Consider the following 23,119-nt stretch of genomic DNA (forward strand, 5'->3'; position numbering starts at 1 on the left):
GGCGGACTTCTCCAGCCGGGACTCCACATCCCACGCTCACCCACGACTTCGAGGCCCGGAGTGTCCAGCGGCAGTCGGCGGTGGAAGGCGGGCAGCACGGACGTGAGCGGCCCCCGCGACGCGACCGCCGCCTTCTCGTGGCCCCGCCGCCGGCTGACGCCCTGCTCACCCGTCTCGACCAGCCACTCGGCGTTCAGCGCCGGTTCGGCGTCGGTGGCGTGCAGCTGGATGCCGCGGCCGGGCCCGTGCGGATCCGCGGCCCACGCACCAGCGCCGGTACGCCGCGCCCACTCCACCAGCTCCAGCCACTCGTCCAGCGCGTCGGCGGCGATATCGGGCGCGACCTCGTACGGCGCCCCGACGGTGAGCGCCGCGTCCGGGCGGTGGGCGGTGATCTCGTAGGCCGTCCGGCGCGCCCGGAAACCGGATCGCCCTGCTCCTCGGGGCCGCCGCGGAGCGGGATCCGGTCCCACGGGATCATCTCCTGGGCCCGCTCCCGCACCAGCGTGCCGGACCAGCGCAGGGCGCCGCCCGTGTGCCGGACGAGCTGTTGCAGCGTCCGCTCCGGGCAGGTCGGCACGGTGGCCGACAGATCCGCGCCGGAGGCGACCGGTTCCCTGGAGGGCGATTTCATCGCAGTACCGCTCGTGCGTGAGGTGATTCATGGGCCCACCCCAGGTCGCGGGCGATCAGTCGAGCACGACGATTTCGGCCGCGTCGAACTCCGCGCCCACCGTGTCCCCGCTCTCCGGCGCGTCCCGCAGCGCGCAGGCCGCTTCGAGGCGGGGACCGTCCTGCGGCTGGAGATGGACGGCGACATGGGTGCCCTTGAAGGTGCGGGCGGCGACCGTGCAGGTCAGCCCGGTGCCGGCGGGGACGAGCCGTACGCTTGCGGGCCGGACGAGCAGGGTCCTGGCACCCTGCGGGGCGTCCTGCGGGACCGGCAGTTTCCCCCAGGGGCTGTCGGCGGCCGTGCCCGTGACCGTCGCCGGGACCACGTTCTCGAAGCCGAGGAAGCGGGCCACGAACGCGTCGGCGGGCCGCTGCCAGACCTCAAGTGGCGTGCCGGACTGGGCGATCCGGCCGTCCCGCATCACCACCACCCGGTCGGCCAGCGCGAACGCCTCGCCCTGGTCGTGGGTGACGGCGAGCACGGTCGTACCCAACCGGCCGAAGAGTTCCCGGAGTTCGACCACGAGGCGTTCGCGCAGGGAGCGGTCGAGCTGACCGAGGGGTTCGTCCAGCATCAGCAGCCGGGGCCGGGGGGCGAGCGCGCGGGCGAGGGCGACGCGCTGCTGCTCGCCGCCGGACAGCGCGGCCACCGACCGGCGGGCCGCGCCCGGCAGCCCGACCAGTTCCAGCAACTCGCCCACCCGGGCGTCCCGTTCGCCCTTCGCCACGCCGTGCATCCGCAGCCCGAACGCCACGTTGGCGCCGACGTCGCGCTGCGGGAAGAGCTGGTGGTCCTGGAACATCAGGCCGACCCCGCGCCGATGCGCGGGCACCCCGCCCTGGTCCCGTCCGGCGAGCGACACCCGCCCGGCGTCGAGGGCCTGGAGCCCGGCGACCGCCCGCAGCAGGGTGGACTTGCCGCTGCCGCTGGGCCCGAGCACGCACACCACCTCGTGCTCGGCGACCTCCAGGTCCACCGCGTCCAGCACGGCCCGCCCGCCGAAGCGCACGGTCGCGCCCTGAAGGCTCAGCATCAGAACTCCCCTGTCCGGTCCGTCCGCAGCCGCTCCAGGAGGAGCAGGGCGGCGGCGCACACCACCATCAGAATGGTCGAAAGGGCCATCGCCTGGCCGTAGTTGAGGTCCCCGGGGCGGCTGAGCAGCCGGGCCACGGCGACCGGCAGGGTCGGGTTGTCGGGCCGGGCGATGAACACGGTCGCGCCGAACTCGCCGAGCGAGACGGCGAACGCGAACCCCGCCGCGACCAGCAACGCCCGCCGTACCAGCGGGAGATCGATCTCCCGCCACACCCGCCAGGGCGAGGCCCCGAGCACGGCCGCCGCCTCCCGCAGCCGGGTGTCGACCGCGCGCAGCACCGGCAGCATGGTGCGGACCACGAAGGGGGCGCCGACCAGGGCCTGGGCGAGCGGCACCAGGATCCAGGACTGGCGCAGGTCCAGCGGCGGCTTGTCGAGGGCGATCAGGAAGCCGAAGCCGACGGTCACGGCGGACACCCCGAGCGGCAGCATCAGCAGCGCGTCGAAGCCCCGCACCAGGCGGCCCGCGTCCCGGCGGGCCAGCGCGGCGGCGGCGAGGGCGCCGATCAGCACGGCGATGGCGGTGGCGGCGACGGCGTACTGGAGCGAGGTCCACACCGCGTGCACCGGCGCCACCAGGAACGTACCGCCGTCGGTGCGGGTCAGCGCCCGGTAGTAGCCGAAGCCGGGGGCGTCGAGGGAGCGGCGGACGAGGACGGCGAGCGGCAGCACCAGGAGCAGCGCCACGGTGGCGAGGACGCCGGCGAGCAGCGCCCGCTGCCCGGTGCCGCACGGCCGGCGCGCGGTGAGCCGGGGGTCGACCAGGCGCAGGGCGCTCTCCCGGCGCCGTACCGTCCAGGCGTGGACGCCGAGGATCGCGCCGACGGCGGCGAACTGGACGAGGGTGAGGACGGCGGCCGTGGTCAGGTCGAAGACCTCGGAGGTCTGCCGGTAGATCTCCACTTCGAGGGTGGAGAAGGTGGGGCCACCGAGGATCTGGACGACGCCGAAGGAGGTGAAGGTGAACAGGAACACCATCAGCGCGGCGGCGGCCACGGCGGGCGCGAGGGCGGGCAGGGTCACCTTCCGCCACGCGGCGAACGGCGAGGCGCCGAGCATCCGCGCGGCCTCCTCCTGGCGCGGGTCGAGCTGGGCCCACAGTCCGCCCACGGTCCGTACGACGACCGCGTAGTTGAAGAAGACGTGCGCGAGCAGGATCGCCCACACGGTGGTGTCCAGGCGTACGCCCCACAGCTGGTCGAGCAGTCCGCCGTGGCCGACGAGCGCGAGGAAGGCGCTGCCGGCGACGACGGTGGGCAGCACGAACGGGACGGTGACGACGGCCCGCAGCACCTGTTTGCCGGGGAAGTCGAGGCGGGCGAAGACGAACGCGGCGGGCAGCGCGAGCAGCAGGGTGAGCGCGGTGGAGGCGAGCGCCTGCCAGGTGGTGAACCAGAGCACGTGCCGGATGTCCGGCTGGGTGACGACGTCCGCGATCCGCCCGAACTGCCAGGCGCCGCCGGTCTCCAGTCCGCGGGCCACGATGGCGGCGACGGGCCAGGCGAAGAACACGGCGAAGAACGCGACGGGCAGGGCCATCAGCCCCAGCCGCGCCGCGCTCCCGCGCCGTGTCCGCGCGCGGGCGGTCACTTCAGTACGAGTGACGTCCACGTCTTGACCCACTGATCACGGTTGGCGGCGATCTTCCCGGGGGCCATCGTCTCGGGGTGCCGGGCGGCCGGACCGTACTTCGTGAAGTCGGCGGGCACCCGGGCACCCGCGACGACCGGGTAGACATACATGTTCAGCGGCATGTCCTCCTGGAACTCCTTGGAGACCAGGAAGTCGAGGAACGCCTTGGCGCCCTTGGGGTTCTTCGCGTTGCTCAGCAGCCCGGCGAACTCGATCTGGCGGAAGCAGGTGCCGGTGGCCACGCCGGTCGGGGCGGTGGCGGGGCGCTTCTTGGCGTAGATCACCTCGGCGGGCGGGGAGGAGGCGTACGACACGACGAGCGGGCGGTCGCCGCCGGCCTTCTTGCCCTCCGAGGAGCCGGAGAACTCCTGGTAGTAGGCCTGCTCCCAGCCGTCGACGACCTTGACGCCGTTGGCCTTGAGCTTCTTCCAGTAGTCCTGCCAGCCCTGGTCCCCGAACCGCGCGGCGCTGCCGAGCAGGAAGCCGAGGCCGGGCGAGGCGGTGGCCGCGTTCTCGGTGACGAGGAGGTTCTTGTACGCGGGCTTGGCGAGGTCGGCGTACGACTGCGGCGGGGCGAGGTGGTGCTCGCTGAAGTACGCCTTGTCGTAGTTGACGCAGATGTCGCCGTAGTCGACGGGCGTGACACGGTGCTTGCCGTCGAGCTGGTACGGGGCGCCGACCTTGTCCAGGCCCTTGGCGGTGTACGGCTGGAACAGCCCGTTGTCGAGGGCGCGGGAGAGCAGGGTGTTGTCGACGCCGAAGAGGACGTCGCCCTGAGGGTTGTCCTTGGTCAGGATGGCCTTGTTGACGGCCTGTCCGGCGTCGCCGTCCTTGAGGACGCGGACCTTGTACCCGGAGCGCTTCTCGAAGTCCGCGAGCACGCTCTTGGAGACGGCCCACGAGTCGTGGCTGACGAGGGTGACGGTCTTGGCGTCCGCCTCGTCCTGTCCCTGCGCCCCGCCGCACGCGGACAGCGCGACCAGGCCGAGCCCGACCGCCGCGACCACGAAGGTCTTGTTGTGCACTTGGTTGTCCTCCTGGGGTCGGCCAGGAAGAACGCGGCCCTGTCCGGAGGAACCGGACAGGGCGCAACAGCTTGAGTAGTGACCGAACTTCCTACCCAGAATGACCTGGGCGAGGTTCAGAGGGTCTGCGGCCTGGTGCCGCACTCTCAGCGCTGTGGCGCTCCCCTGTCGGAATATGAAGATGTTTCGACTATTTCAATGATGAAGATGTGATGGAACGGGCCCAGACTACCGCTCGGTGGCGGCGAGCTGACCGCAGGCTCCGTCGATCTCCTGCCCACGGGTGTCCCGGATCGTCACCGGCACACCGTGCGCGGCGATCGCCTCCACGAACGCCTTCTCGTCCTCGGGCCGCGAGGCCGTCCACTTGGAGCCCGGAGTCGGGTTCAGCGGAATGAGGTTGACGTGCACGGGCCTGCCGCGCAGCAGCCGGCCGAGCCGGTCGCCGCGCCACGCCTGGTCGTTGATGTCGCGGATGAGCGCGTACTCGATCGACAGCCGGCGCCCGCTCTTCTCGGCGTACTCGAACCCGGCGTCCAGCACCTCGCGCACCTGCCACCGCGTGTTCACGGGGACGAGGGTGTCGCGCAGCTCGTCGTCGGGGGCGTGCAGGGAGATCGCCAGGCGGCACTTGAAGCCCTCGTCGGAGAACCGGTGGATGGCCGGCACCAGCCCGACGGTGGAGACGGTGATACCGCGCTGGGAAAGGCCGAGGCCGTCCGGCGCGGGGTCGGTGAGCGCGCGGATGGCGCCGACGACCCGCTTGTAGTTGGCGAGCGGCTCGCCCATGCCCATGAACACGATGTTGGACAGCCGCGCCGGGCCGCCCGGCACCTCGCCGTCGCGCAGTGCCCGCATGCCGTCCACGATCTGGTGGACGATCTCCGCGGTGGACAGATTGCGGTCCAGGCCCGCCTGGCCGGTCGCGCAGAAGGGGCAGTTCATCCCGCAGCCCGCCTGCGAGCTGATGCACATGGTGACCCGGTCCGGGTACCGCATCAGCACGGACTCCACGAGGGTGCCGTCGAACAGCCGCCACAGCGTCTTGCGGGTGGTGCCCTCGTCGGTCGCCAGATGCCGGACGACCGTCATCAGCTCCGGGAACAGCGCCTCGCGCAGCTTCTCCCGGGAGCCGGCCGGGATGTCGGTCCACTGCTCCGGGTCGTGCGCGTACCGCGCGAAGTAGTGCTGCGACAGCTGCTTGGCACGGAACGGCTTCTCACCGATCCCGGCCACCGCTTCCTTGCGCTCGGCGGGCGAGAGATCGGCGAGATGCCGCGGCGGCTTCTTGGCTCCGCGCGGCGCGACAAAGGTGAGTTCTCCGGGCTTGGGCATGGTGGTACCAGTGTCGCAGATCCAATGGGGTGACCTGGGGCCGCTGGTTGTGGCGCGTATCGCGGCCGGGCCGGGCCGGTCGGGCCGCCCCCCGGCCGGGTGCCGGGGGCCGACCGGCCCGGCCCGGCCGGGGGCGGCCCGGCCGGGGGCGGCCCGGCCGGGGGCGGCCCGGCCGGGGGCGGCCCGGCCGGGGGCGGCCCGGCCGGGGGCGGCCCGGCCGGGGGCGGGTCGGGTCGGGGGCCGGTCGGCTCGGGGGCCCGGTCGGCGTGGGTGGGTCACATCGGTTTCGGTTTGATCAGGGCGAAGGGGGCGCCCTGGGGGTCGGTGACCACGGTCATGCGGCCGGCCATCATGTCGAAGGGCGGGGCCAGGACCGTGCCGCCGCTTCTGACCAGGGCGTCCACGGTGGAGTCGACGTCGTCGACCGCGAAGTAGGTCAGCCAGTGGGCCGGGGTGCCGGGCGGGTCGTCGGCGAGCCGGGTGACGCCGCCGACCGCGCGGCCGCCGACCAGCAGCGCCCAGTAGGAGTCCGCGCCCTCCATGGGCTCGATCTCGATGCCGAACGCCTCGCCGTAGAAGCCGGTGGCACCCGGTACGTCGTTGGTGTGCAGCTCGTTCCAGACGAGCGCGCCGGCCTCGTTGACCACCTGGGCGCCGGAGAACTCGCCGGGCTGCCAGACGCCGAAGACGGCGCCCTGCGGGTCGGCGGCGATCAGCATGCGGCCGAGATCGCCGACGTCCATCACCGGGACGAGCAGGGTGCCCCCGGCCGAGACGATCGCGTCCTGGGTGGCCTCGGCGTCGGTGGACGCCAGGTAGCTGGTCCAGACGGTGGGCGGCGGTTCCGGCATGTCCTGGGGCTTGGGGCCGAGGCCCGCCACGGCCTTGCCATGCAGCTCGCAGACCGTGTAGCCGCCGAACCCGGCCGGCCCCGGCTGCCCCTGCCAGCCGAGCAGGTCGCGGTAGAAGTCCAGCGCGGCCTGCTGGTCCGACGCCATCAGGTCGACCCAGCACGGGGTGCCGGTCGCGTACGGGGTGGTGACTTCGGGCATCTCTCGCTCTCCCTACCAGGGGCCACGCCACGGGGCGCTCTTTGCCACCATCGTGTGGCCAAACACGAGCGCCCGCGCGTCAGGGGCGGGGCACCGCGCAGGGCCGGACGAGCGGACCGCCGTACGACGACGGGCCCCGCCCTGGGGATCAGGACGGGGCCCGTACGGCCGAGTCGGCGCGCGATGCCGGGTTTCGTCAGGTGGAGCCGACGAAGAGCACCAGCAGCAGCCAGACCACCGGAGCCGTGGGCAGCAGGGAGTCCAGGCGGTCCATGATGCCGCCGTGCCCCGGGAGCAGGGTGCCCATGTCCTTGATGCCCAGGTCGCGCTTGATCATGGACTCGCCGAGGTCGCCCAGGGTGGCGCTGGCCGCGACCGCGAGGCCCAGCAGCAGGCCCTGCCACCAGTGGCCGCCGTCGATCAGGAACTGCATGCACAGCGCGCCCACGACCATCGCGAACGACACCGCGCCGAACAGGCCCTCGCGGGTCTTGCCGGGGCTGATCCGCGGGGCGAGCTTGTGCTTTCCGAAGCGCCAGCCGACGGCATAGGCGCCGGTGTCGCTGACGACGGTGAGCAGCAGGAAGGTCAGCACCCGCCAGGGACCGTCGTCCGCGGTGAGCAGCAGCGCGACGAAGGTGGCCAGGAAGGGCACGTAGAACGCCGCGAAGACACCGGCCGTGACGTCCTTGAGGTAGCCCTCCGGTGGCTCCGTCATCCGCCAGACCAGCACCGCGAGCGCGGTGAGGGCCATGGCGACCCAGGCGCCCTCGGCGCCGCGCACATAGCCGGCGACCACCATCGCCGCACCGCCGACCGCGAGCGGCACCAGCGGCGCCTTGATGCCCTTGCGCTCCTGGAGCCTGCTGGTCAGCTCCCACAGTCCGACGACGACGGCGACCGCGATCACACCGACGAACACGGCCTTGACGATGAACAGCGACGCGATGATCACCACGCCGAGGCCAACACCGACGCCTATGGCCGCGCTGAGGTCGCGGCCCGCGCTCTTCTTCTGCGGCGCCGGCGTCGGCTGCGGGGCGTCGGGCATGGGTACCGGATTCTGGCTCGGGCTCGGGGTCGGAGCCGGGGGCGGCTGGGGCGTCCCGTACGGGGGCTGCGGCCGCGCCCCGTAGGGCTGCTGGTGCCCGTACTGCGGCCGCTGCTCGAACGGCTGCTGCTGCGGCTGTTCGTACGACGGCCGCTCCCCCGTCGGGGACTGCGTCCCGTAGGGGTCGTACGGTCCCGGACCCGCGGGCGGTCGCGGGTCGCCGTGGCCGGGCTGCCGCTCGTACGGCGGCCGTTCCCCGTAGGGGGGCTCGGTGCCGTACTGCGGCGGTGTGCCGTACTGCGGCTGGGGCTCGTCCCGGGACAAGGGGCCGCTCAGCCGAGCAGCCCCCCGGGTCTCGTCCTGGTCTCCGCCATACGCGGGTACATCGGGCACGATGGGCATGGGGCGCGTGTGCTGCGCCGCGGGCGCATCGTACGCGGGACCCGCCGGGGCGTCCCCGCCCTGGACGGGCCCACCCTCGGTGGGCCCCCAGTAGCCGGTCCGCCCCGCCGGTGGCGGCGCCCCCCAGGAAGAGTCGCTCATCAGACTTCGAGCAGTTCCGATTCCTTGTGCTTGAGGAGCTCGTCCACCTGGGCGACGTACTTCGCCGTCAGGTCGTCCAGCTCCTTCTCCGCACGGCGGCCCTCGTCCTCACCGATCTCGCCATCCTTGATCATCTTGTCGATGGCGTCCTTGGCCTTGCGGCGCACGGAACGGATGGAGACCTTGGAGTCCTCGGCCTTGCCCTTGGCGACCTTGATGTAGTCGCGACGGCGCTCCTCGGTCAGCTCGGGGAACACCACCCGGATGATGTTGCCGTCGTTGCTGGGGTTGACGCCCAGGTCGGAGTCGCGGATCGCCTGCTCGATGTTGCGCAGCGCGCTCTTGTCGAACGGCGTGACGACCGCCATCCGCGGCTCCGGCACGGAGAACGAGGCCAGCTGGTTGATCGGCGTCAGGGCACCGTAGTAGTCGGCCACGATCTTGTTGAACATCGCCGGGTGCGCACGGCCGGTGCGGATCGCGGCGAAGTCCTCCTTGGCGACCACGACGGCCTTCTCCATCTTCTCCTCGGCTTCGAGGAGGGTCTCTTCGATCACCACTTGCTCCTGCGTGTCTTGAGTAAGGCCCGGCTGCGGTTCCTCAGCGGTCCGGCGGCCGGCTGCGTCGCGTCTTCTTCCTGCACGGTTCCCGACCGGCAAGACATTGTCCATCCCCCGGCCGAGGCGCGTCCCGTCCGTCCCTCGGACAGGTGTCGTACCCGGGCGACGGGGGGCGTGCCGGTCAGTTCCGGCTGCCGTGGTCACCCACCAGCGTGCCGATCTTCTCACCCTTGACGGCACGGGCGATATTGCCCTCCGCGAGAAGCTCGAAGACGAGGATCGGGAGCTTGTTGTCGCGGCACAGCGTGATGGCGGTGGCGTCGGCGACCTTCAGGTCCCGGGTGATGACCTCGCCGTAGCCGAGGGCGTCGAACTTGACGGCGTCGGGGTTGGTCTTGGGGTCGGAGTCGTAGACCCCGTCCACCCCGTTCTTGCCCATGAGCAGCGCCTCGGCGTCGATCTCCAGGGCGCGCTGGGCGGCGGTGGTGTCGGTGGAGAAGTAGGGCATGCCCATACCGGCGCCGAAGATGACCACGCGGCCCTTCTCCAGGTGGCGCACGGCGCGCAGCGGGATGTACGGCTCGGCGACCTGGCCCATGGTGATGGCGGTCTGCACCCGGCTGTCGATGCCCTCCTTCTCCAGGAAGTCCTGGAGGGCGAGGCAGTTCATCACGGTGCCGAGCATGCCCATGTAGTCGGAGCGGGCGCGGTCCATGCCGCGCTGCTGGAGTTCGGCGCCACGGAAGAAGTTGCCGCCGCCGATGACGACCGCGACCTGCGCGCCGTCCCGTACGACGGCCGCGATCTCGCGAGCGATCTTGTGCACCACGTCCGGGTCGACGCCCAGGCCGCCGCCACCGGAGAACGCCTCTCCGGACAGCTTCAGCAGAAACCGGCCGCGTACTTTGCCGTCGTCGCTCTTCTGGGCCTTGTCGGTCATGGGAGATCCCGCCTCTTTCACGTGTTGCACATACGAAGAAGGCCATTGCCGGTGGGGTCGCTATTCGCTCCCATACGCGGCAATGGCCTCCTCGTCAGATCTGCTGCCGTCCGCCCCACACCCGGGTGTGGCGGTGGTCGCGGACGACTGCTGTCGACCCTATCGGGATTTCTCCGCGGGTCGCGCGTCGATCGCGGTACGGACTCAGATGCCGACCTTGATGCGCGTGAAGCGCTTCAGGGTGACACCGGCCTCGTCCAGCACCTTCTGGACCGACTTCTTGTTGTCCAGCGCGTACGGCTGGCCGAGCAGGGTGGCGTCCTTGAAGAAGCCGTTGACGCGACCCTCGACGATCTTGGCGATCGCGGCCTCGGGCTTGCCCTCGGCGCGGGTCGTCTCCTCGGCGATGCGACGCTCGGACTCGACGACCTCGGCCGGGACGTCCTCCTTGGCCAGGTACTTCGGCGCGAACGCGGCGATGTGCTGGGCGATGCCCTTGGCGACCTCGGCGTTCGGCTTGTCCAGCTCGACCAGGACACCGATCTGCGGGGGCAGGTCGGGCATGGTGCGGTGCATGTAGGCGGTGACGTAGCCGTCGGAGAACTGCGCGAAGCGGTCCAGGACGATCTTCTCACCGAGGTTGGCGTTGGCCTCGTCCACGAACGCCTGGACGGTCTTGCCGGCCTCGATCTCGGAGGCGAGCAGGGCCTCGATGTCGGCCGGGGAGGTCTTGGCGACGTGCTCGGCGATGGCCGTGGCCACGGCCTGGAACTTGTCACCCTTGGCGACGAAGTCCGTCTCGCACTTCAGCTCGACCAGGACGCCGGAGGAGTTGTCGTCGGCGATGATGGAGACCACGGCGCCGTTCTCGGCGGAGCGGCCCTCGCGCTTGGCGACGCCCTTCTGGCCCTTGATGCGCAGCGCCTCGACGGCCTTGTCGACGTTGCCCTCGGCCTCGTCGAGCGCCTTCTTGCAGTCCATCATGCCGGCGCCCGTGAGCTCACGGAGCTTCTTGACGTCGGCGGCGGTGTAGTTCGCCATGAGTCAGTGAGTCTTTCTCGAAGTCTGGGAGATCTTCAGATCCGCACGGTTCACGATCCGCATGAAGACGCGGAGCGCGTACGTCGTACCGACCTATGGGTGAACAGCGGGGGCGGAGTTGATGTCGCCGCCCCCGCTGTCAAACGCTGACGCGGCGGATCAGGCCTGCTCGCCCTCGGCGGCCTTCTCCTCGGCCGGAGCGGCCTCGGCGGCGGGAGCCTCGGCGGGGGCCTCAGCGGCCGGAGCCTCGGTGGCCGGAGCCTCCGTGGCCTCGGTGGCCTCGGCGGCCGGAGCCTCGTCCTTCTTCTCACCCTCGAGCAGGTCGCGCTCCCACTCGGCGAGCGGCTCGCCCGCGGCCTTCTCGCCCTTGTCACCGGTGGCGACGCGAGAGCGGGAGATGAGGCCCTCGGCGACGGCGTCGGCGATCACGCGGGTGAGCAGGGTGACGGAGCGGATCGCGTCGTCGTTGCCCGGGATCTTGTAGTCGACCTCGTCGGGGTCGCAGTTGGTGTCGAGGATCGCGACGACCGGGATGTTCAGCTTCCGGGCCTCACCAACGGCGATGTGCTCCTTCTTGGTGTCCACGATCCAGACGGCGCTGGGCACCTTCTGCATCTCGCGGATACCGCCGAGGGTCTTCTCGAGCTTGGCCTTCTCGCGGGAGAGGACCAGCAGCTCCTTCTTGGTCAGACCGGAGGCCGCGACGTCCTCGAAGTCGATCTGCTCGAGCTCCTTGAGGCGCTGCAGACGCTTGTAGACGGTCGAGAAGTTGGTGAGCATGCCGCCCAGCCAACGCTGGTTGACGAAGGGCATGCCGACGCGGGTGGCCTGCTCGGCGATGGCCTCCTGCGCCTGCTTCTTCGTGCCGACGAACATGACCGTGCCGCCGTGGGCGACGGTCTCCTTGACGAACTCGTAGGCGCGGTCGATGTACGACAGCGACTGGAGCAGGTCGATGATGTAGATGCCGTTGCGCTCGGTGAAGATGAAGCGCTTCATCTTCGGGTTCCAGCGACGGGTCTGGTGACCGAAGTGGACGCCGCTCTCCAGCAGCTCCCGCATCGTGACGACGGCCATGGCCATCTCCTTGAGTTTCTCGGTTGTGCCGCGTCCGCCGGACGGCGGTCGCGCCTGACGCCCGCGTGCGCCGTGCCGCGAAGGACCGAGAGGCGCTTGGTACGAACCGTTTCCGGATGCCGTACCGGGGCGTGCGAAGTCGACCCGGTGACCCGGATCGCCAGAAGAAGTGTACGGGACCGCCGGGCCACCGGGTGACGCGGCTGTCCACAACCGGGGAGTAGCCCACAGGTGAAGGTGCCGGGGCGGTGGGCTGCGGGACCGTGGGGGCATGCGACGACGTGTGGGATGCGGGGCGGGCTGGGCGGTCCTGGTGACGGCCTTGACGCTGGTGGTGTACGGGACCGGGGTGGGACCCGGGTTCGGGGGGCTGGCGTGGGCGGGGTCTTCGCCGACGGGGCCGCCCTGGGCTCCGGCCGGGGCCGGGGCCGGGGTGCCGGCGGTCGCGCGGGTCTGGCCGGTGGGCGTACGGCCGCCGGTCCTGCGCGGCTGGGAGCCGCCGGCGACACCGTACGGCCCCGGGCACCGGGGCGTGGATCTGGCCGCCGCGCCCGGGAGCCCTGTACGGGCGGTGGCGGCGGGCCGGGTGTCCTTCGCGGGCCGGGTGGCCGGGCGGGGAGTGGTGACGGTGGAGCTGACGGGGACCGGGCTGCGGACGACGTACGAGCCGGTGAGCCCCTCGGTGGAGGAGGGGGCGGAGGTGGCGGCGGGTGACGTGGTCGGGGTGGTGGCGACGGGCGCGCACTGCGGGGCGGCGGCCTGTGTCCACTGGGGTCTGCTGCGGGGCGCAGCCTATCTGAACCCCTTGTCCCTGCTGCCGCCGTGGCTGCTGGGGCGGGGGCCGTCGAGACTGCTGCCGGTGCTCACCGGCTGACCCCCGCGCCGCTCAGCCCTGTACGCCCCGCAGCGCCATCCGGACCGCGGCCTCCGTCACCGCCGCCGGGTCCTCCGCGCCGATCTCGATCCGTCGTACGGCCGCGTCCACGACGCCCTGGAGCAGCATCGCCGCCAGCCTCGGCTGCGCCTGGCCCAGCTCCCCCAGCGCCTCGACGATCATCGCGACCAGCTCGCCGTGCGCCGCCCTGATCTTCTCCCGGGCCCCGGCGTCCAGCTCGCTCGCGGAGATCGCCACGACCGCCCGGTGCCGCCGGTCCCCGACGAGGACCAGCTGCCGGCGGACGTACGCCTCGACCTTGCCCTCGGGTGAGTCCGCGCGCTCCATGGCCGCGGCCACCTCCGCCGCCCACAGCGGGAAGTCGACCTCGCACAGCTCCTCGACCACGGCCGCCCGGGACCGGAAGTACTCGTACACGGAGGAGCGCGCGAGCCCGGTGCGCTCGGCCAGCGCGGGGAAGGTCAGCGCCTCCGTCCCGCCCTCGGACAACAGGGAACGAGCCGCGTCCAGCAGGGCGGCTCGCTGCATCGACCGGTGCTCGGCCACGGAGGCCGCTCGAATCCTTGGCACGTCGACCACTTTAGGACGCGCCCGCGCGATGCGGTGTCCGCTCAGCGTCCGAAGCTCGCCAGCTTGGCCCGCAGCTGAAGGACCGACTTGGTGTGGATCTGGCTGACCCGGCTCTCGGTGACCCCGAGGACATTGCCGATCTCGGCCAGCGTGAGGCCCTCGTAGTAGTAGAGCGTGACGACCGTCTTCTCCCGGTCGGGCAGTGTGTTGATGGCCCGCGCGAGGAATCTTCGCAGCTCCCGGTCCTCGGCCACCTCCACGGGGTTGTCCGCGGCGGTGTCCTCCAGCGTGTCCATGAGGCTGAGCCGGTCCCCGCCCTCGCCGCCGACGTGCAGCAGCTCCTCCAGGGCGACCACGTTGGCGAGCGACAACTGGCTGAAGACGGCGTGCAGTTCGTCCACCTCCATGCCCAGCTCCCCGGCCACCTCGCTCTCGCTCGGGGTGCGCCGCAGCCGGGCCTCCAGGGTGGCGTAGGCGCGCTCGACATTGCGCGCCTTCTGCCGCACCGAGCGCGGGATCCAGTCCAGCGCCCGCAGCTCGTCGATCATGGCACCGCGGATCCGGGTGATCGCGTACGTCTCGAACTTGATCTCCCGGTCGATGTCGAACTTCTCGATCGCGTCGATCAGCCCGAACACCCCGGAGGAGACGAAGTCGGCCTGCTCCACGTTGGGCGGCAGGCCGACGCTCACCCGGCCCGCCACGTATTTCACGAGCGGCGAGTAGTGCAGGATCAGCTGCTCCCGCAGCCGTTCGTCCCCCGTCGCCTTGTACGACCGCCACAGCTCGTCGAGCGTCGAGGGAGCGGGCGGCCGCACGCTGCCACCGTCGCGGGCGGCTGGGGGGATCGCCGCCCGGTCGGACCCGGAGGTGTGCTGGGGCATTCGTCGCCTTGTGCCGTTCTGCCGTGAAGTGCCGTCAAGTGCCGTCAAGTGCCGTGACCGTGTGTGCGGTGCGGGGAGGTCGTGGGCCGAAAGGGGGCCGCCTGGGTGAGGTGTCGGTCCGATGTCGAGTTGGGTGGTCTGTGGAGACGTCTTCGTGAGCGTAGCGTGACTGAGGAGTCGCGGTGCGCGAACGACGAGGCACCACCCCTGCGCGGGTCTCGGGGGCCCCATCGGCATCACCTTCCGCAGGTCGCTCTGTGTGATGGCGGATGGGCGCCAACTGCGGGAAACCCCAAGGGCGTCGGGTGTTCCCCCGGACGGCCGAACACGCTCGGTCAGCATGGGGAGCGGCCCGTCCGGGCCGAGATCACCGCCTGGCGTGTCAACTTCCAGCCATCGCCATGTCGTTCGACGTATCCAAGTGCTCGGAGTTCGTACAGTCTCGCGATCGCCTCGTCCGGGGTGGTGCGGGCGGCCGCCGCGATCTCCCCGGCGGGGGCCGCGCGGTCGCCGGGCAGCGCGGCGAGGACGGTTCCGGCGGCCGGTGCCAGCAGGTCGCGGGGCAGCACCGGGCCCCTGCGGGGCGGGGCCAGGTCGCCCATGTCGCCGACGAGTTCGGCCACCTCGGCGGCGTCGGTGACGAGGGTGGCCTCGCCGCGCAGCAGTTCGTGCACCCCGGCGCTGAGGGCGCTGGTGACCGGGCCCGGCACGCCCATGGTGTGTCTGCCCAGGCGCTGCGCGGCCCGCGCGGTGGCGAGCGAGCCACTGCGGCAGGCGGCCTCCACGACGACGGTGCCCCTGGTCAGGGCGGCGATGACGCGGTTGCGCAGGATGAAGCGGCTCGGGGTCGGGTGGTCGCCCGGGGGCAGTTCGCCGATCACCAGGCCCTGGTGCGCGATCCGTTCGATCAGGGTGGTGTGGCCGCGGGGGTAGGGCCGGTCGACGCCGCTGGCCAGGACGGCGACGGTGGCTCCGCCGGCGGCGAGGGCGCCGCGGTGGGCGGCGGCGTCGATGCCGTAGGCGCCGCCGGAGACGACGACCCAGCCGCGTTCGGTGAGGCCGGCGGCGAGGGTGGCGGCGACGTGGGTGCCGTACTCGGTGCAGGCGCGGGCGCCGACCACGGCGACCGAGCGCAGCGCCCACATGCGCAGGCTGGGGCGGCCGCGGACCCAGAGTCCGAGGGGGCGGGCGTCCCCGAGGTCGTCCAGCTGCCGGGGCCACTCGGGGCTTCCCGGCGCGACGAAGCGGGCGCCCGCCGCCCGGGCCCGTGCCAGGTCCCGCTCCGGTTCGGCCCGCGCGGCCCGCGCCAGGAGCCCGGCCCACCGCACCTTGCCGACCCCCGGCAGCGCCGCGCCCCCTGCCCTGACCCGCCGCACCACCTCTCCGACTCCGACCTCCCTCACCCATCGCCCCCCGACCTCGTCCCCGGGCTCGATCACCCGCCCCAGAAAGATCCGGCCGAGTGTCTCCTCGTCCACAGGGGGGTCGGGGTCGGGGGGCGGGGCTGCCGCACCAGGACCGACCTCGGTCAGGCGAGGATCAGGGCAGGAACCGAGGCCAAGGCTCGGGCCGGGGCCGGGGCCAGGACCGTCTCCTCCGGTCCTGGCCGGTGAAGTCGGTTCGGGGGGTGGCGGGTTCTCCTCGGTCCGTCCGGGTGCTGGTCGGCCTGCCGTGAGGCCGTCGCCGGTCATGTCAGTGCGCCGATGGCCATCGGGACCCCGCGCGGGACGCCGGTGCGCAGATGCAGGGCGAGGGCGACGTCGGTCGCGTCCGGGCGGTCGTGTCCGACGAGGTCGGCGACCGTCCAGGCGACACGCAGCACCCGGTCGATGCCACGGGCGGTGAGCACGCCCCGCTCCAGGCTGCGCTCGGCCTCGTCCATCGCCCCGCTGACGGCCTGGAACCGGCTGCGCAGCTCCCTGCCGGGGACCTCGCTGTTGGTGCGCCAGGGTGAGCCGGCGAGGCGGGCCGCCGTACGCTCCCTTGCCCCGCGGACCCGGTCCGCGACGGTCGCCGTGGGCTCCCCGCGGGCGCCCGGCGCGGTGAGCTGGGCCCGGGTGACCGGATCGACCTCGACGCGCAGGTCCACCCGGTCCAGCAGGGGCCCGGAGAGCCGGGCCTGGTAGCGGCGGATCGCCGAGGGCGGGCACTCGCACAGGGCGTCGCGCTGGGAGAAGCGGCCGCAGGGGCAGGGGTTGGCCGCGAGCACCATCAGGAAGCGCGCCGGAAAGCGGACCACTCCCGCGCTGCGCGCGATCACGACATGCCCGGACTCCAGGGGCTGCCGCAGCGCGTCCAGGGTCTGGCTGTGGAACTCGGGTGCCTCGTCCAGGAACAGCACTCCGCGATGGGCGAGGGACACCGCCCCCGGGCGCGCGATGCCGGGGCCGCCGCCCACGAGCGACTGCATCGTCGCCGAGTGGTGCGGGGCGCAGTAGGGGGCGATGTCGATGAGCGGCTTGCCCGGTGGCAGCAGCCCCGCCACCGAGTGCACCGCTGTGACCTCCAGGGACTCCTCCCTGGTGAGCCTCGGCAGCACCGCGGGCAGGCGTTCGGCCAGCATCGTCTTGCCCGCGCCCGGCGGCCCCTCCAGGAACAGATGGTGTCCGCCGGCGGCGGCCACCTCCACGGCCGTACGGGCCGAGGTCTGGCCGACGACGTCCGCGAGGTCGTGCTCGCAGTCGTGCTGGGCCGCGCCGAGACTGTGCATGCCGGTGGCGGCGCCGGTGCCCGGCACCCGCAGCCCGGCCAGCAGCGGGTCCGGGCGGCCCAGTTCATCGGGCTCCTCCTCGGGCACGGGTTCCTCGGCCAGTACCGCGATGAGCTGGCGCAGGCTGCGGACGCCGAGCACCGAGACACCGGGGACCAGCGCGGCCTCCGCGGCGGCGCACTCGGGCACGACCACCTGCTCGTACCCCGCGTCGGCCGCGGCGAGGACCGCGGGCAGGATGCCCCGTACGGGACGCACCCGACCGTCCAGCCCGAGTTCCCCGATCATCACGATGTCGGCGAGGACCCGGGGGTCGATCCGTTCCGCGGCCCCGAGGACGGCCGCGGCGACCGCCAGGTCGAAGCCGCTTCCGCTCTTGGGCACGGAGGCGGGGCTGAGGCCGACGGTGAGCTTCTTGGCGGGCCAGGGCGCGCCGGAATTCACCACCGCCGCCCTCACTCTGTCCCTGCTCTCCGTCAGGCTCTTGTCCGGGAGGCCGACCAGGGTGAAGGCGGCGACGCCGGGTTCGAGGTCGGCCTGGACCTCGACGACCACGCCCTCGACGCCGACGAGGGCGACGGAGCAGGTGCGGGCGAATGCCATTCAGGCCACCCCCCGGGCGTGCTCGACCTGGGGTGCGCCGCGGCCGGGGACGAGGACGCCGACCAGGTCGATGCGGACCCCGCCCGGTGGGGCGCCGCCGTGGGCGTGGATCCAGTGTTCGGCGAGGTCGCGCAGCCGGGCGGCCTTCTCGGGGGTCACCGCGGCCATGGGATGTTCGTACCGGCCGCCCGCGCGGGTCTTGACCTCGCAGACGACCAGGATCTCGCCGTCCCTGGCCACGATGTCGATCTCGCCGCTGCGTCCGGCGCGCCAGTTGCGCGCCAGGATCGTCATCCCGCCCTCGGCCAGCCGCCGGGCGGCCAGGTCTTCTCCGTACCTGCCGATCGCTTCTCGTGCGTTCATGTCGGCACCACCTCCGGCGCCAACCGTCACGCATCCCGCCCCACCGAGTGGATCTTGGTGGGCTACCGGGTGGTTGTGGAAAAACCCGTCACCCGGATGGGTCTATCGGACGGAAACCGCAGGTCATCAGCCGCCCGGCAGTTCCAGATCGCTCTTGTTCAGCTCCTCGATGTTCACGTCCTTGAACGTGAGCACCCGGACCTGCTTGACGAACCGGGCCGGCCGGTACATGTCCCAGACCCAGGCATCGGCCATCGTCACCTCGAAGAACACCTCGCCCTGGACGGAGTGCACCTGCATCTCGTAGTCGTTGGTGAGGTAGAAGCGCCGTTCCGTCTCGATCACGTATTTGAACAGACCGACGACATCTCGGTACTCCCGGTAGAGCTTCAGCTCCATCTCGGTCTCGTACTTCTCGAGGTCCTCGGCGCTCATGGCATGTTCCCCTTCAGCCGTGCGATCCACCCATTGTGCGCCAGTTCCGCCGGCCCTCAGACGATTTCCGTGTCGAGGGTCACGGGGGCGGCCGGGGGACCCTCGTCGAGCAGCGTGCGCAGCAGCTCGGCGAGTCTGGTCGGATACACCGTCTCATGTGCCCGGGTCAGTTCCCGGCACGTCCACCAGCGCGCTCCGGCGACGCTGCGCCGCTCCAGCTCCGTCAGACCGGTCGGCGCGGTCGCGGTCCGGGTCGTACGGGCCAGGTAGTACCACTCGTCCTGGTCCCAGCGGCGGCCCGCGAACGGGAAGGAGCAGCGGCGCCGCCACAGCACCGGGCCGAGGTCGACCTCGGTGATGCCGGTCTCCTCGGCCAGTTCCCGCAGCGCGGCCTCAGCGCGGGTCTCGGTGCCCTCCAGGCCGCCGCCGGGCGTGAACCACCAGTCGTCGGCGGGGTCGTCGGGCTCATGGCCGTGCAGCAGCAGGATGCGGTCCTGGGGGTCGAGCAGCACCACACGGGCCACCTTGCGCAGGCCACCCTCGTACGGCTGTTCGCACTCGGGCTCAGCGGACACCGGCCGCCTCCGCGCGGGCGGCACGCGCCCGGGAGCGGCCGGCCCGCTTGGCGATCGGCCCGTAGGCGCCGCCGCCGAGGACGAGCACGGCGCCGACGACGATCAGCAGCTCGATGGTGGCCAGCGGACCCGGCTGCGAGAGGGGGCCCAGCGCCTCGAACCCGGTGGGGCGCTTCAGTCCGCCCTTCCACGGGAAGACGACGGCGTCCACACGGGCGATCACCGCGGTGCGGGCGACGGTGCCCTTGGCGGCGTCGGTGAGGTGGGCGGTGGAGTCCAGGGAGCCCTGGCGTTCGTCGCCGAGCAGGAAGAGCCGGCCCTTGGGGACGGTCACGGTGGCGAAGTTCTGGTTCTCGGCCAGGGTGCCCTTGGGCAGATACGGCTCCTCGATCGGCTTGCCGTCGACGGTCAGCCTGCCGTCCGTGCAGCAGGACACGGTGTCGCCGCCGACCGCGACCACGCGCTTGACGACATCGGAGCCGGTGACCCAGCTGCTGTCGCGGAAGACGACCACATCGCCGCGGCGCACCTGGTCGCCGTCGTCCACCCGCTGGGCGAGCACCCGGTTGCCGGCGTCGATGGTGGGGGTCATGGAGCTGGTGGGCACGGTGTACGGCCGATAGCTCAGCGCCGCCCAGCCGAAGCCGCCGAGGAACAGCACCAGGCCCAGGGCCACGGCCACCCCGGAAAGCCGCTGCCCGAGCCGGCCGCCGCTCGCCGCCGTCCCGGTGCCGCCGCTGCGCGGGGCCGTACGCGTCGTACTCTCACCACCCATGGACCCGCACCCTACCTGTCGGTACCGAGCGAGGTCAGCCCCTCTTCCAGGACCGGGGGGACAGCTTTCCCCGGGCTTCGCGCGCGGCACGGGAAGGCGTGGACGCGACGCTCAGCGCCGGCCGGCGACCGACGTCGGCAGGGCGTCCGAACGCAGTCGGTCCGCGCGCCGGCGCCGCCATACGACGACGGGGGCGACGGCCGCGACGGCGACGCCCTCGGGGGCGACCGTCAGGGAGGCGGCCGCGGAGGACTGCTGGTTGCCGAGGCCCGGCTGGTCGAAGGTGTCCGGGACGGGCAGGGTGCCCCAGTGGCTGATGGGCCAGGCCTTGACGATGGCGCGGCCGACGACCTTGTCGACGGGCACGAAGCCGTGGTTCTTGTCGGTCTGGTTGTAGCGCGAGTCCCGGGAGTTCTGCCGGTGGTCACCCATCACCCAGAGGTAGCCCTTGGGGACCTTCACCTTGAACTGGCCGCCCTGGTCGTCCTGGCTGCACGGGGTGTTGCCGGGGTAGACGTACGACGATTCGTTCAGCGCCTTGCCGTTGACCAGCAGGGGGCCGGTGCCCTTGCACTCGACGGTGTCGCCGCCGACGCCGATCACGCGCTTGATCAGGTCCTTCTCATTGGCGGAGGGCATCAGCCCGATCCAGCTGAGGACCTTCTGCACCGCGTTCGGGTTCGGCGCGGGCTCGCCCGCCAGCCAGTCGTCCGGGTCGTGGAAGACGACGACCTCGCCGCGCTCGGGCTCGGAGCCGAACCACGGGGTGAGCTTGTCGACCAGGACGCGGTCGCCGATCTGGAGGGTGTTCTCCATCGAGGCGGAGGGGATCGAGAACGCCTGGACCAGGAAGGTCTTGATCAGCAGCGCGAGGACCAGCGCGATCACGATCAGGATCGGCAGCTCCTTCCAGAAGGAGCGCGGCTTCCTGGGCGGCGGCGCGGCATCGCCGGTGCCGCCGCTGCCGAAGCCCTGTCCCTCGCGGGGGGCGCCGTCGTCGCCCGTCGCGTCATTCCCGGTGGTCATCGCGCCGTCCGAACCTGAGTCGTCCGCTGCCGCGGGGTTTCCGCGGTGCTCCTCGCCGTCGTGACCCGACCGTGCGCCAACCGCCACATCCCCCACGCCAACTCCTCACTCCGTGCCGCCGCCCGCGCCACAGACGGCGCAGGCCCACCACTCCCATAACGAGCGGGAGTTCCGCAGGGGTCGGGAGCCGGGTCATTCCGTTCGGATTCTCATGGTCAACCCTATGCGACAGGGGCGGAGCCGCAGCCGTCCGCGTCCCGGCGCGGGCAACGCTTGCAAAGGTTTTAGGTTCCTCCAGGCGCGTCCAGTGGCCGATCGGCCAGCCGATCCACATGGCCCGCCCGACCACCGATTTCACCGACACCGTTCCGCCGTACGGGGAGTCCCGGTGGTAGCGGGAGTCCGCCGAGTCGGCCCGGTGATCGCCCATCACCCACAGCCGGCCCTCGGGGACGGTGATGTCGAAGCGCATGTCGGACGGGTCGTTGCCCGGATAGAGGTAGTCCTTCTCGGCCAGCGGCACGCCGTTGACGGTGATCCGCCCTTGCGCGTCGCAGCACTTGACGTGGTCGCCGCCGACCCCGATGACCCGCTTGATCAGGTCCTTCTCGTTGTCGGACGGCAGCAGCCCGATGAAGCTGAAGCCCTCCTTGAGCTGCTTGACCACGACCGGGTCGGGCTTCTGGGCGGCCTGTTCGCCCGCCAGCCAGCCGCCCGGGTCGTGGAAGACGACGACGTCACCGCGCTTCGGCTCGGCGCCGAACCAGGGCGTCAGCTTGTCGACCAGGACGCGGTCGCCGATGCGGATCGTCTGCTCCATGGAGCCGGACGGGATCACGAACGCCTGGACGAGGAAGGTCTTCAGGACCAGCGCGATCAGCACCGCGACACCCACCAGAAGGGGGATCTCCCGAACGGCTGAACGTCTGCGCTTGCGCTTGACCTTGCGCTGGAGTTTCCGCCGTTCCGCGCGGGTACGGCCGCCGCCGGGCGCGGAGCTGCGCCGGGAGCCGGCACCGGACGGCTCGGGACCGGCCGGGCCGGAGCCCGCGCGCGGCTTGCCGCGGTTACCCATGGGCACCGCCCGTCGCGGCGGGCACGCGCGCGTAGGCGGGCGACCGCGTCAGATGGGTCCAGTGGGGGTACGGCCAGACGATCCAGTCGGCCCGGCCGATGACGCGGCCGACCGGGATCATGCCGCCGCCCGGCGAGCCGAGGTGGTCCCGGGAGTCGCTGGAGTCGCTGCGGTGGTCACCGAGGACGAAGAGCGTGCCCGGGGGCACCGAGACGTCGAACGGCACGCTGGAGGCACTGTCCCCGGGGTAGAGGAACGCCGACTCGTCGACCGCGCGGCCGTTCACCTCGATCCTCCCCCGCTTGTCGCAGCAGACCACATGGTCCCCGCCCACCCCGACGACCCGTTTGATGTAGTCGCCGTCCCCGAAATACCCGCTTCCGTCGAACACAATCACGTCTCCGCGGGCGGGACCGGCACCGAAGCGGTAGGTCAGCTTGTTGACGAGGACGCGGTCGCCGATCCGCAGGCCCTCCTCCATGGATCCGCTCGGGATCTGGAAGGGCTGCACCACGAAGGTGCTCAGCAGGAGCAGGAACACCAGGCAGGCGAAGAGGGTGAGGGTGACGCGGCCGCCCGGCAGCCACTCGGTGATCCGCGTCAGCAACGCGAAACGCGACCGCTCCTCCGGGCCCGGGAAATCCGGGCGGGAGGTGCGGTCGCGCTTCGTCGGCTGTGCTTCGGTGTCCATCGGGGCGAGATGTTATCCGGCCCCGCTATGACTCCGGGGAGGCGCTCAGCTCTCGCGCTTCTCCTTGATCTTCGCGGCCTTGCCGCGCAGCTCACGGAGGTAGTACAGCTTGGCGCGGCGCACGTCACCACGGGTGACCAGCTCGATCTTCTCGACGATCGGGGTGTGCACCGGGAAGGTGCGCTCGACGCCGACGGAGAACGAGACCTTGCGGACCGTGAAGGTCTCGCGGACACCGGAACCCTGGCGACGGATCACAACGCCCTTGAACTGCTGCACACGGGAGCGGTTGCCCTCGATGACGCGCACGTGGACGTTGACGGTGTCACCCGGGCGGAAGGACGGGAGGTCGCTGCGCAGCGACGCGGCGTCGACGGTGTCGAGCAGGTGAGACATTTCGTCTGCTTTCTTCGCTGATGCCACAGGTCATCAACGGGAGTGAAGATGTACAGGGAGCTGCGGCGCGGTCGGGTCGGGCGTCTTGTCCCCCTGT

General features: G+C 71.8%; 24 protein-coding genes and 1 riboswitch. Of the genes, 1 reads left to right on the forward strand and 23 read right to left on the reverse strand.

Annotated features, from left to right (window positions below; all coding sequences use genetic code 11):
- Positions 1-193 precede the first annotated feature (193 nt).
- The 11 genes from QHG49_RS10475 to rpsB all read right to left on the reverse strand — a co-directional run bounded on the left by QHG49_RS10475 (position 194) and on the right by rpsB (position 12,024).
- Positions 194-634: a maleylpyruvate isomerase N-terminal domain-containing protein gene (locus QHG49_RS10475; protein ID WP_370530450.1), complete on the reverse strand. Its 441-nt coding sequence runs from the start codon at positions 632-634 to the stop codon at positions 194-196.
- 55 nt (positions 635-689) lie between these two features.
- Positions 690-1,706, reverse strand: coding sequence for an ABC transporter ATP-binding protein (locus QHG49_RS10480; protein WP_301488845.1), 1,017 nt, complete (start codon positions 1,704-1,706; stop codon positions 690-692).
- A complete protein-coding gene (locus tag QHG49_RS10485; RefSeq protein ID WP_301492750.1) occupies positions 1,706-3,307 on the reverse strand; it encodes an iron ABC transporter permease in 1,602 nt (533 codons plus the stop codon). Before QHG49_RS10485 ends, QHG49_RS10480 begins: the two co-directional genes overlap by 1 nt.
- A 47-nt stretch (positions 3,308-3,354) precedes the next feature.
- Complete coding sequence (locus QHG49_RS10490; protein WP_145485562.1) at positions 3,355-4,425, reverse strand: thiamine ABC transporter substrate binding subunit; 1,071 nt, start codon at positions 4,423-4,425, stop codon at positions 3,355-3,357.
- 70 nt (positions 4,426-4,495) lie between these two features.
- Positions 4,496-4,602, reverse strand: a riboswitch (TPP riboswitch).
- 51 nt (positions 4,603-4,653) lie between these two features.
- On the reverse strand, positions 4,654-5,760 hold the full coding sequence (gene rlmN, locus QHG49_RS10495) for a 23S rRNA (adenine(2503)-C(2))-methyltransferase RlmN (RefSeq protein ID WP_145485563.1): 1,107 nt from the start codon (positions 5,758-5,760) through the stop codon (positions 4,654-4,656).
- A gap of 275 nt (positions 5,761-6,035) precedes the next feature.
- The gene (locus QHG49_RS10500) at positions 6,036-6,812 is read right to left on the reverse strand and encodes a VOC family protein (RefSeq protein WP_159705434.1); all 777 of its coding nucleotides are present in this window, start codon (positions 6,810-6,812) and stop codon (positions 6,036-6,038) included.
- A 196-nt stretch (positions 6,813-7,008) separates the two neighbouring features.
- Positions 7,009-8,265 carry a phosphatidate cytidylyltransferase gene (locus QHG49_RS10505; protein WP_301488849.1) on the reverse strand — a complete coding sequence of 419 codons (1,257 nt, stop codon included), beginning with the start codon at positions 8,263-8,265 and terminating at the stop codon, positions 7,009-7,011.
- Positions 8,266-8,405: 140 nt separating this feature from the next.
- A complete protein-coding gene (frr, locus tag QHG49_RS10510) occupies positions 8,406-8,963 on the reverse strand; it encodes a ribosome recycling factor (protein ID WP_046421122.1) in 558 nt (185 codons plus the stop codon).
- Between the two features lie 184 nt (positions 8,964-9,147).
- Positions 9,148-9,906 carry a UMP kinase gene (gene pyrH / locus QHG49_RS10515; RefSeq protein WP_046421052.1) on the reverse strand — a complete coding sequence of 253 codons (759 nt, stop codon included), beginning with the start codon at positions 9,904-9,906 and terminating at the stop codon, positions 9,148-9,150.
- A gap of 204 nt (positions 9,907-10,110) precedes the next feature.
- The gene (gene tsf / locus QHG49_RS10520; RefSeq protein WP_145485566.1) at positions 10,111-10,947 is read right to left on the reverse strand and encodes a translation elongation factor Ts; all 837 of its coding nucleotides are present in this window, start codon (positions 10,945-10,947) and stop codon (positions 10,111-10,113) included.
- Positions 10,948-11,106: 159 nt separating this feature from the next.
- Positions 11,107-12,024, reverse strand: a complete 918-nt coding sequence (rpsB, locus tag QHG49_RS10525) for a 30S ribosomal protein S2 (RefSeq protein ID WP_301488855.1) — start codon at positions 12,022-12,024, stop codon at positions 11,107-11,109.
- 271 nt (positions 12,025-12,295) lie between these two features.
- Here rpsB and QHG49_RS10530 point away from each other — a divergent pair, with 271 nt between their 5' ends.
- Positions 12,296-12,898 (forward strand): M23 family metallopeptidase, encoded by a 603-nt coding sequence (locus QHG49_RS10530; protein ID WP_301488857.1) that lies wholly within the window; start codon positions 12,296-12,298, stop codon positions 12,896-12,898.
- A 12-nt stretch (positions 12,899-12,910) separates the two neighbouring features.
- Here QHG49_RS10530 and QHG49_RS10535 read toward each other — a convergent pair whose 3' ends face one another.
- The 12 genes from QHG49_RS10535 to rplS all read right to left on the reverse strand — a co-directional run bounded on the left by QHG49_RS10535 (position 12,911) and on the right by rplS (position 23,022).
- The gene (locus tag QHG49_RS10535; protein ID WP_159708595.1) at positions 12,911-13,465 is read right to left on the reverse strand and encodes a TetR/AcrR family transcriptional regulator; all 555 of its coding nucleotides are present in this window, start codon (positions 13,463-13,465) and stop codon (positions 12,911-12,913) included.
- Between the two features lie 65 nt (positions 13,466-13,530).
- Positions 13,531-14,373, reverse strand: coding sequence for an RNA polymerase sigma factor WhiG (gene whiG / locus QHG49_RS10540; RefSeq protein ID WP_145485569.1), 843 nt, complete (start codon positions 14,371-14,373; stop codon positions 13,531-13,533).
- Between the two features lie 335 nt (positions 14,374-14,708).
- Positions 14,709-16,064, reverse strand: coding sequence for a DNA-processing protein DprA (gene dprA, locus QHG49_RS10545; RefSeq protein WP_301488861.1), 1,356 nt, complete (start codon positions 16,062-16,064; stop codon positions 14,709-14,711).
- Positions 16,061-17,686, reverse strand: a complete 1,626-nt coding sequence (locus QHG49_RS10550; RefSeq protein ID WP_159705422.1) for a YifB family Mg chelatase-like AAA ATPase — start codon at positions 17,684-17,686, stop codon at positions 16,061-16,063. Before QHG49_RS10550 ends, dprA begins: the two co-directional genes overlap by 4 nt.
- Positions 17,687-18,049, reverse strand: a complete 363-nt coding sequence (locus tag QHG49_RS10555; protein WP_167532241.1) for a YraN family protein — start codon at positions 18,047-18,049, stop codon at positions 17,687-17,689.
- 126 nt (positions 18,050-18,175) lie between these two features.
- Entirely contained in the window at positions 18,176-18,484 is a 309-nt protein-coding gene (locus tag QHG49_RS10560) for a DUF2469 domain-containing protein (RefSeq protein ID WP_014675276.1), read from the reverse strand.
- A 56-nt stretch (positions 18,485-18,540) separates the two neighbouring features.
- Positions 18,541-19,059: an NUDIX hydrolase gene (locus QHG49_RS10565; protein WP_145485573.1), complete on the reverse strand. Its 519-nt coding sequence runs from the start codon at positions 19,057-19,059 to the stop codon at positions 18,541-18,543.
- Complete coding sequence (lepB, locus tag QHG49_RS10570) at positions 19,049-19,834, reverse strand: signal peptidase I (protein ID WP_301488874.1); 786 nt, start codon at positions 19,832-19,834, stop codon at positions 19,049-19,051. Before lepB (QHG49_RS10570) ends, QHG49_RS10565 begins: the two co-directional genes overlap by 11 nt.
- Positions 19,835-19,945: 111 nt before the next feature.
- Positions 19,946-20,860 (reverse strand): signal peptidase I, encoded by a 915-nt coding sequence (lepB, locus tag QHG49_RS10575; protein ID WP_370530451.1) that lies wholly within the window; start codon positions 20,858-20,860, stop codon positions 19,946-19,948.
- Positions 20,844-21,935: a signal peptidase I gene (lepB, locus tag QHG49_RS10580; RefSeq protein WP_159705413.1), complete on the reverse strand. Its 1,092-nt coding sequence runs from the start codon at positions 21,933-21,935 to the stop codon at positions 20,844-20,846. The genes lepB (QHG49_RS10575) and lepB (QHG49_RS10580) overlap by 17 nt, the downstream gene beginning before the upstream one ends.
- Entirely contained in the window at positions 21,928-22,626 is a 699-nt protein-coding gene (lepB, locus tag QHG49_RS10585) for a signal peptidase I (protein ID WP_301488877.1), read from the reverse strand. The genes lepB (QHG49_RS10580) and lepB (QHG49_RS10585) overlap by 8 nt, the downstream gene beginning before the upstream one ends.
- 45 nt (positions 22,627-22,671) lie before the next feature.
- Positions 22,672-23,022 (reverse strand): 50S ribosomal protein L19, encoded by a 351-nt coding sequence (gene rplS / locus QHG49_RS10590; RefSeq protein WP_037654561.1) that lies wholly within the window; start codon positions 23,020-23,022, stop codon positions 22,672-22,674.
- Positions 23,023-23,119 lie beyond the last annotated feature (97 nt).

The sequence above is a fragment of the Streptomyces sp. WP-1 genome (genome assembly GCF_030450125.1).
Taxonomy (GTDB): domain Bacteria; phylum Actinomycetota; class Actinomycetes; order Streptomycetales; family Streptomycetaceae; genus Streptomyces; species Streptomyces incarnatus.

Bases quoted from the DNA above. Each gene is read 5' to 3' on its own strand.
- QHG49_RS10475 (WP_370530450.1), bottom strand. From the start codon at position 634: ATGAAATCGCCCTCCAGGGAACCGGTCGCCTCCGGCGCGGATCTGTCG.
- QHG49_RS10480 (WP_301488845.1), bottom strand. From the start codon at position 1,706: ATGCTGAGCCTTCAGGGCGCGACCGTGCGCTTCGGCGGGCGGGCCGTG.
- QHG49_RS10485 (WP_301492750.1), bottom strand. From the start codon at position 3,307: ATGGCCCTGCCCGTCGCGTTCTTCGCCGTGTTCTTCGCCTGGCCCGTC.
- rlmN (WP_145485563.1), bottom strand. From the start codon at position 5,760: ATGCCCAAGCCCGGAGAACTCACCTTTGTCGCGCCGCGCGGAGCCAAG.
- QHG49_RS10500 (WP_159705434.1), bottom strand. From the start codon at position 6,812: ATGCCCGAAGTCACCACCCCGTACGCGACCGGCACCCCGTGCTGGGTC.
- QHG49_RS10505 (WP_301488849.1), bottom strand. From the start codon at position 8,265: ATGCCCATCGTGCCCGATGTACCCGCGTATGGCGGAGACCAGGACGAG.
- pyrH (WP_046421052.1), bottom strand. From the start codon at position 9,906: ATGACCGACAAGGCCCAGAAGAGCGACGACGGCAAAGTACGCGGCCGG.
- tsf (WP_145485566.1), bottom strand. From the start codon at position 10,947: ATGGCGAACTACACCGCCGCCGACGTCAAGAAGCTCCGTGAGCTCACG.
- rpsB (WP_301488855.1), bottom strand. From the start codon at position 12,024: ATGGCCGTCGTCACGATGCGGGAGCTGCTGGAGAGCGGCGTCCACTTC.
- QHG49_RS10530 (WP_301488857.1), top strand. From the start codon at position 12,296: ATGCGACGACGTGTGGGATGCGGGGCGGGCTGGGCGGTCCTGGTGACG.
- whiG (WP_145485569.1), bottom strand. From the start codon at position 14,373: ATGCCCCAGCACACCTCCGGGTCCGACCGGGCGGCGATCCCCCCAGCC.
- dprA (WP_301488861.1), bottom strand. From the start codon at position 16,064: ATGACCGGCGACGGCCTCACGGCAGGCCGACCAGCACCCGGACGGACC.
- QHG49_RS10550 (WP_159705422.1), bottom strand. From the start codon at position 17,686: ATGGCATTCGCCCGCACCTGCTCCGTCGCCCTCGTCGGCGTCGAGGGC.
- QHG49_RS10555 (WP_167532241.1), bottom strand. From the start codon at position 18,049: ATGAACGCACGAGAAGCGATCGGCAGGTACGGAGAAGACCTGGCCGCC.
- QHG49_RS10560 (WP_014675276.1), bottom strand. From the start codon at position 18,484: ATGAGCGCCGAGGACCTCGAGAAGTACGAGACCGAGATGGAGCTGAAG.
- lepB (WP_301488874.1), bottom strand. From the start codon at position 19,834: ATGGGTGGTGAGAGTACGACGCGTACGGCCCCGCGCAGCGGCGGCACC.
- lepB (WP_370530451.1), bottom strand. From the start codon at position 20,860: ATGACCACCGGGAATGACGCGACGGGCGACGACGGCGCCCCCCGCGAG.
- lepB (WP_159705413.1), bottom strand. From the start codon at position 21,935: ATGGGTAACCGCGGCAAGCCGCGCGCGGGCTCCGGCCCGGCCGGTCCC.
- lepB (WP_301488877.1), bottom strand. From the start codon at position 22,626: ATGGACACCGAAGCACAGCCGACGAAGCGCGACCGCACCTCCCGCCCG.
- rplS (WP_037654561.1), bottom strand. From the start codon at position 23,022: ATGTCTCACCTGCTCGACACCGTCGACGCCGCGTCGCTGCGCAGCGAC.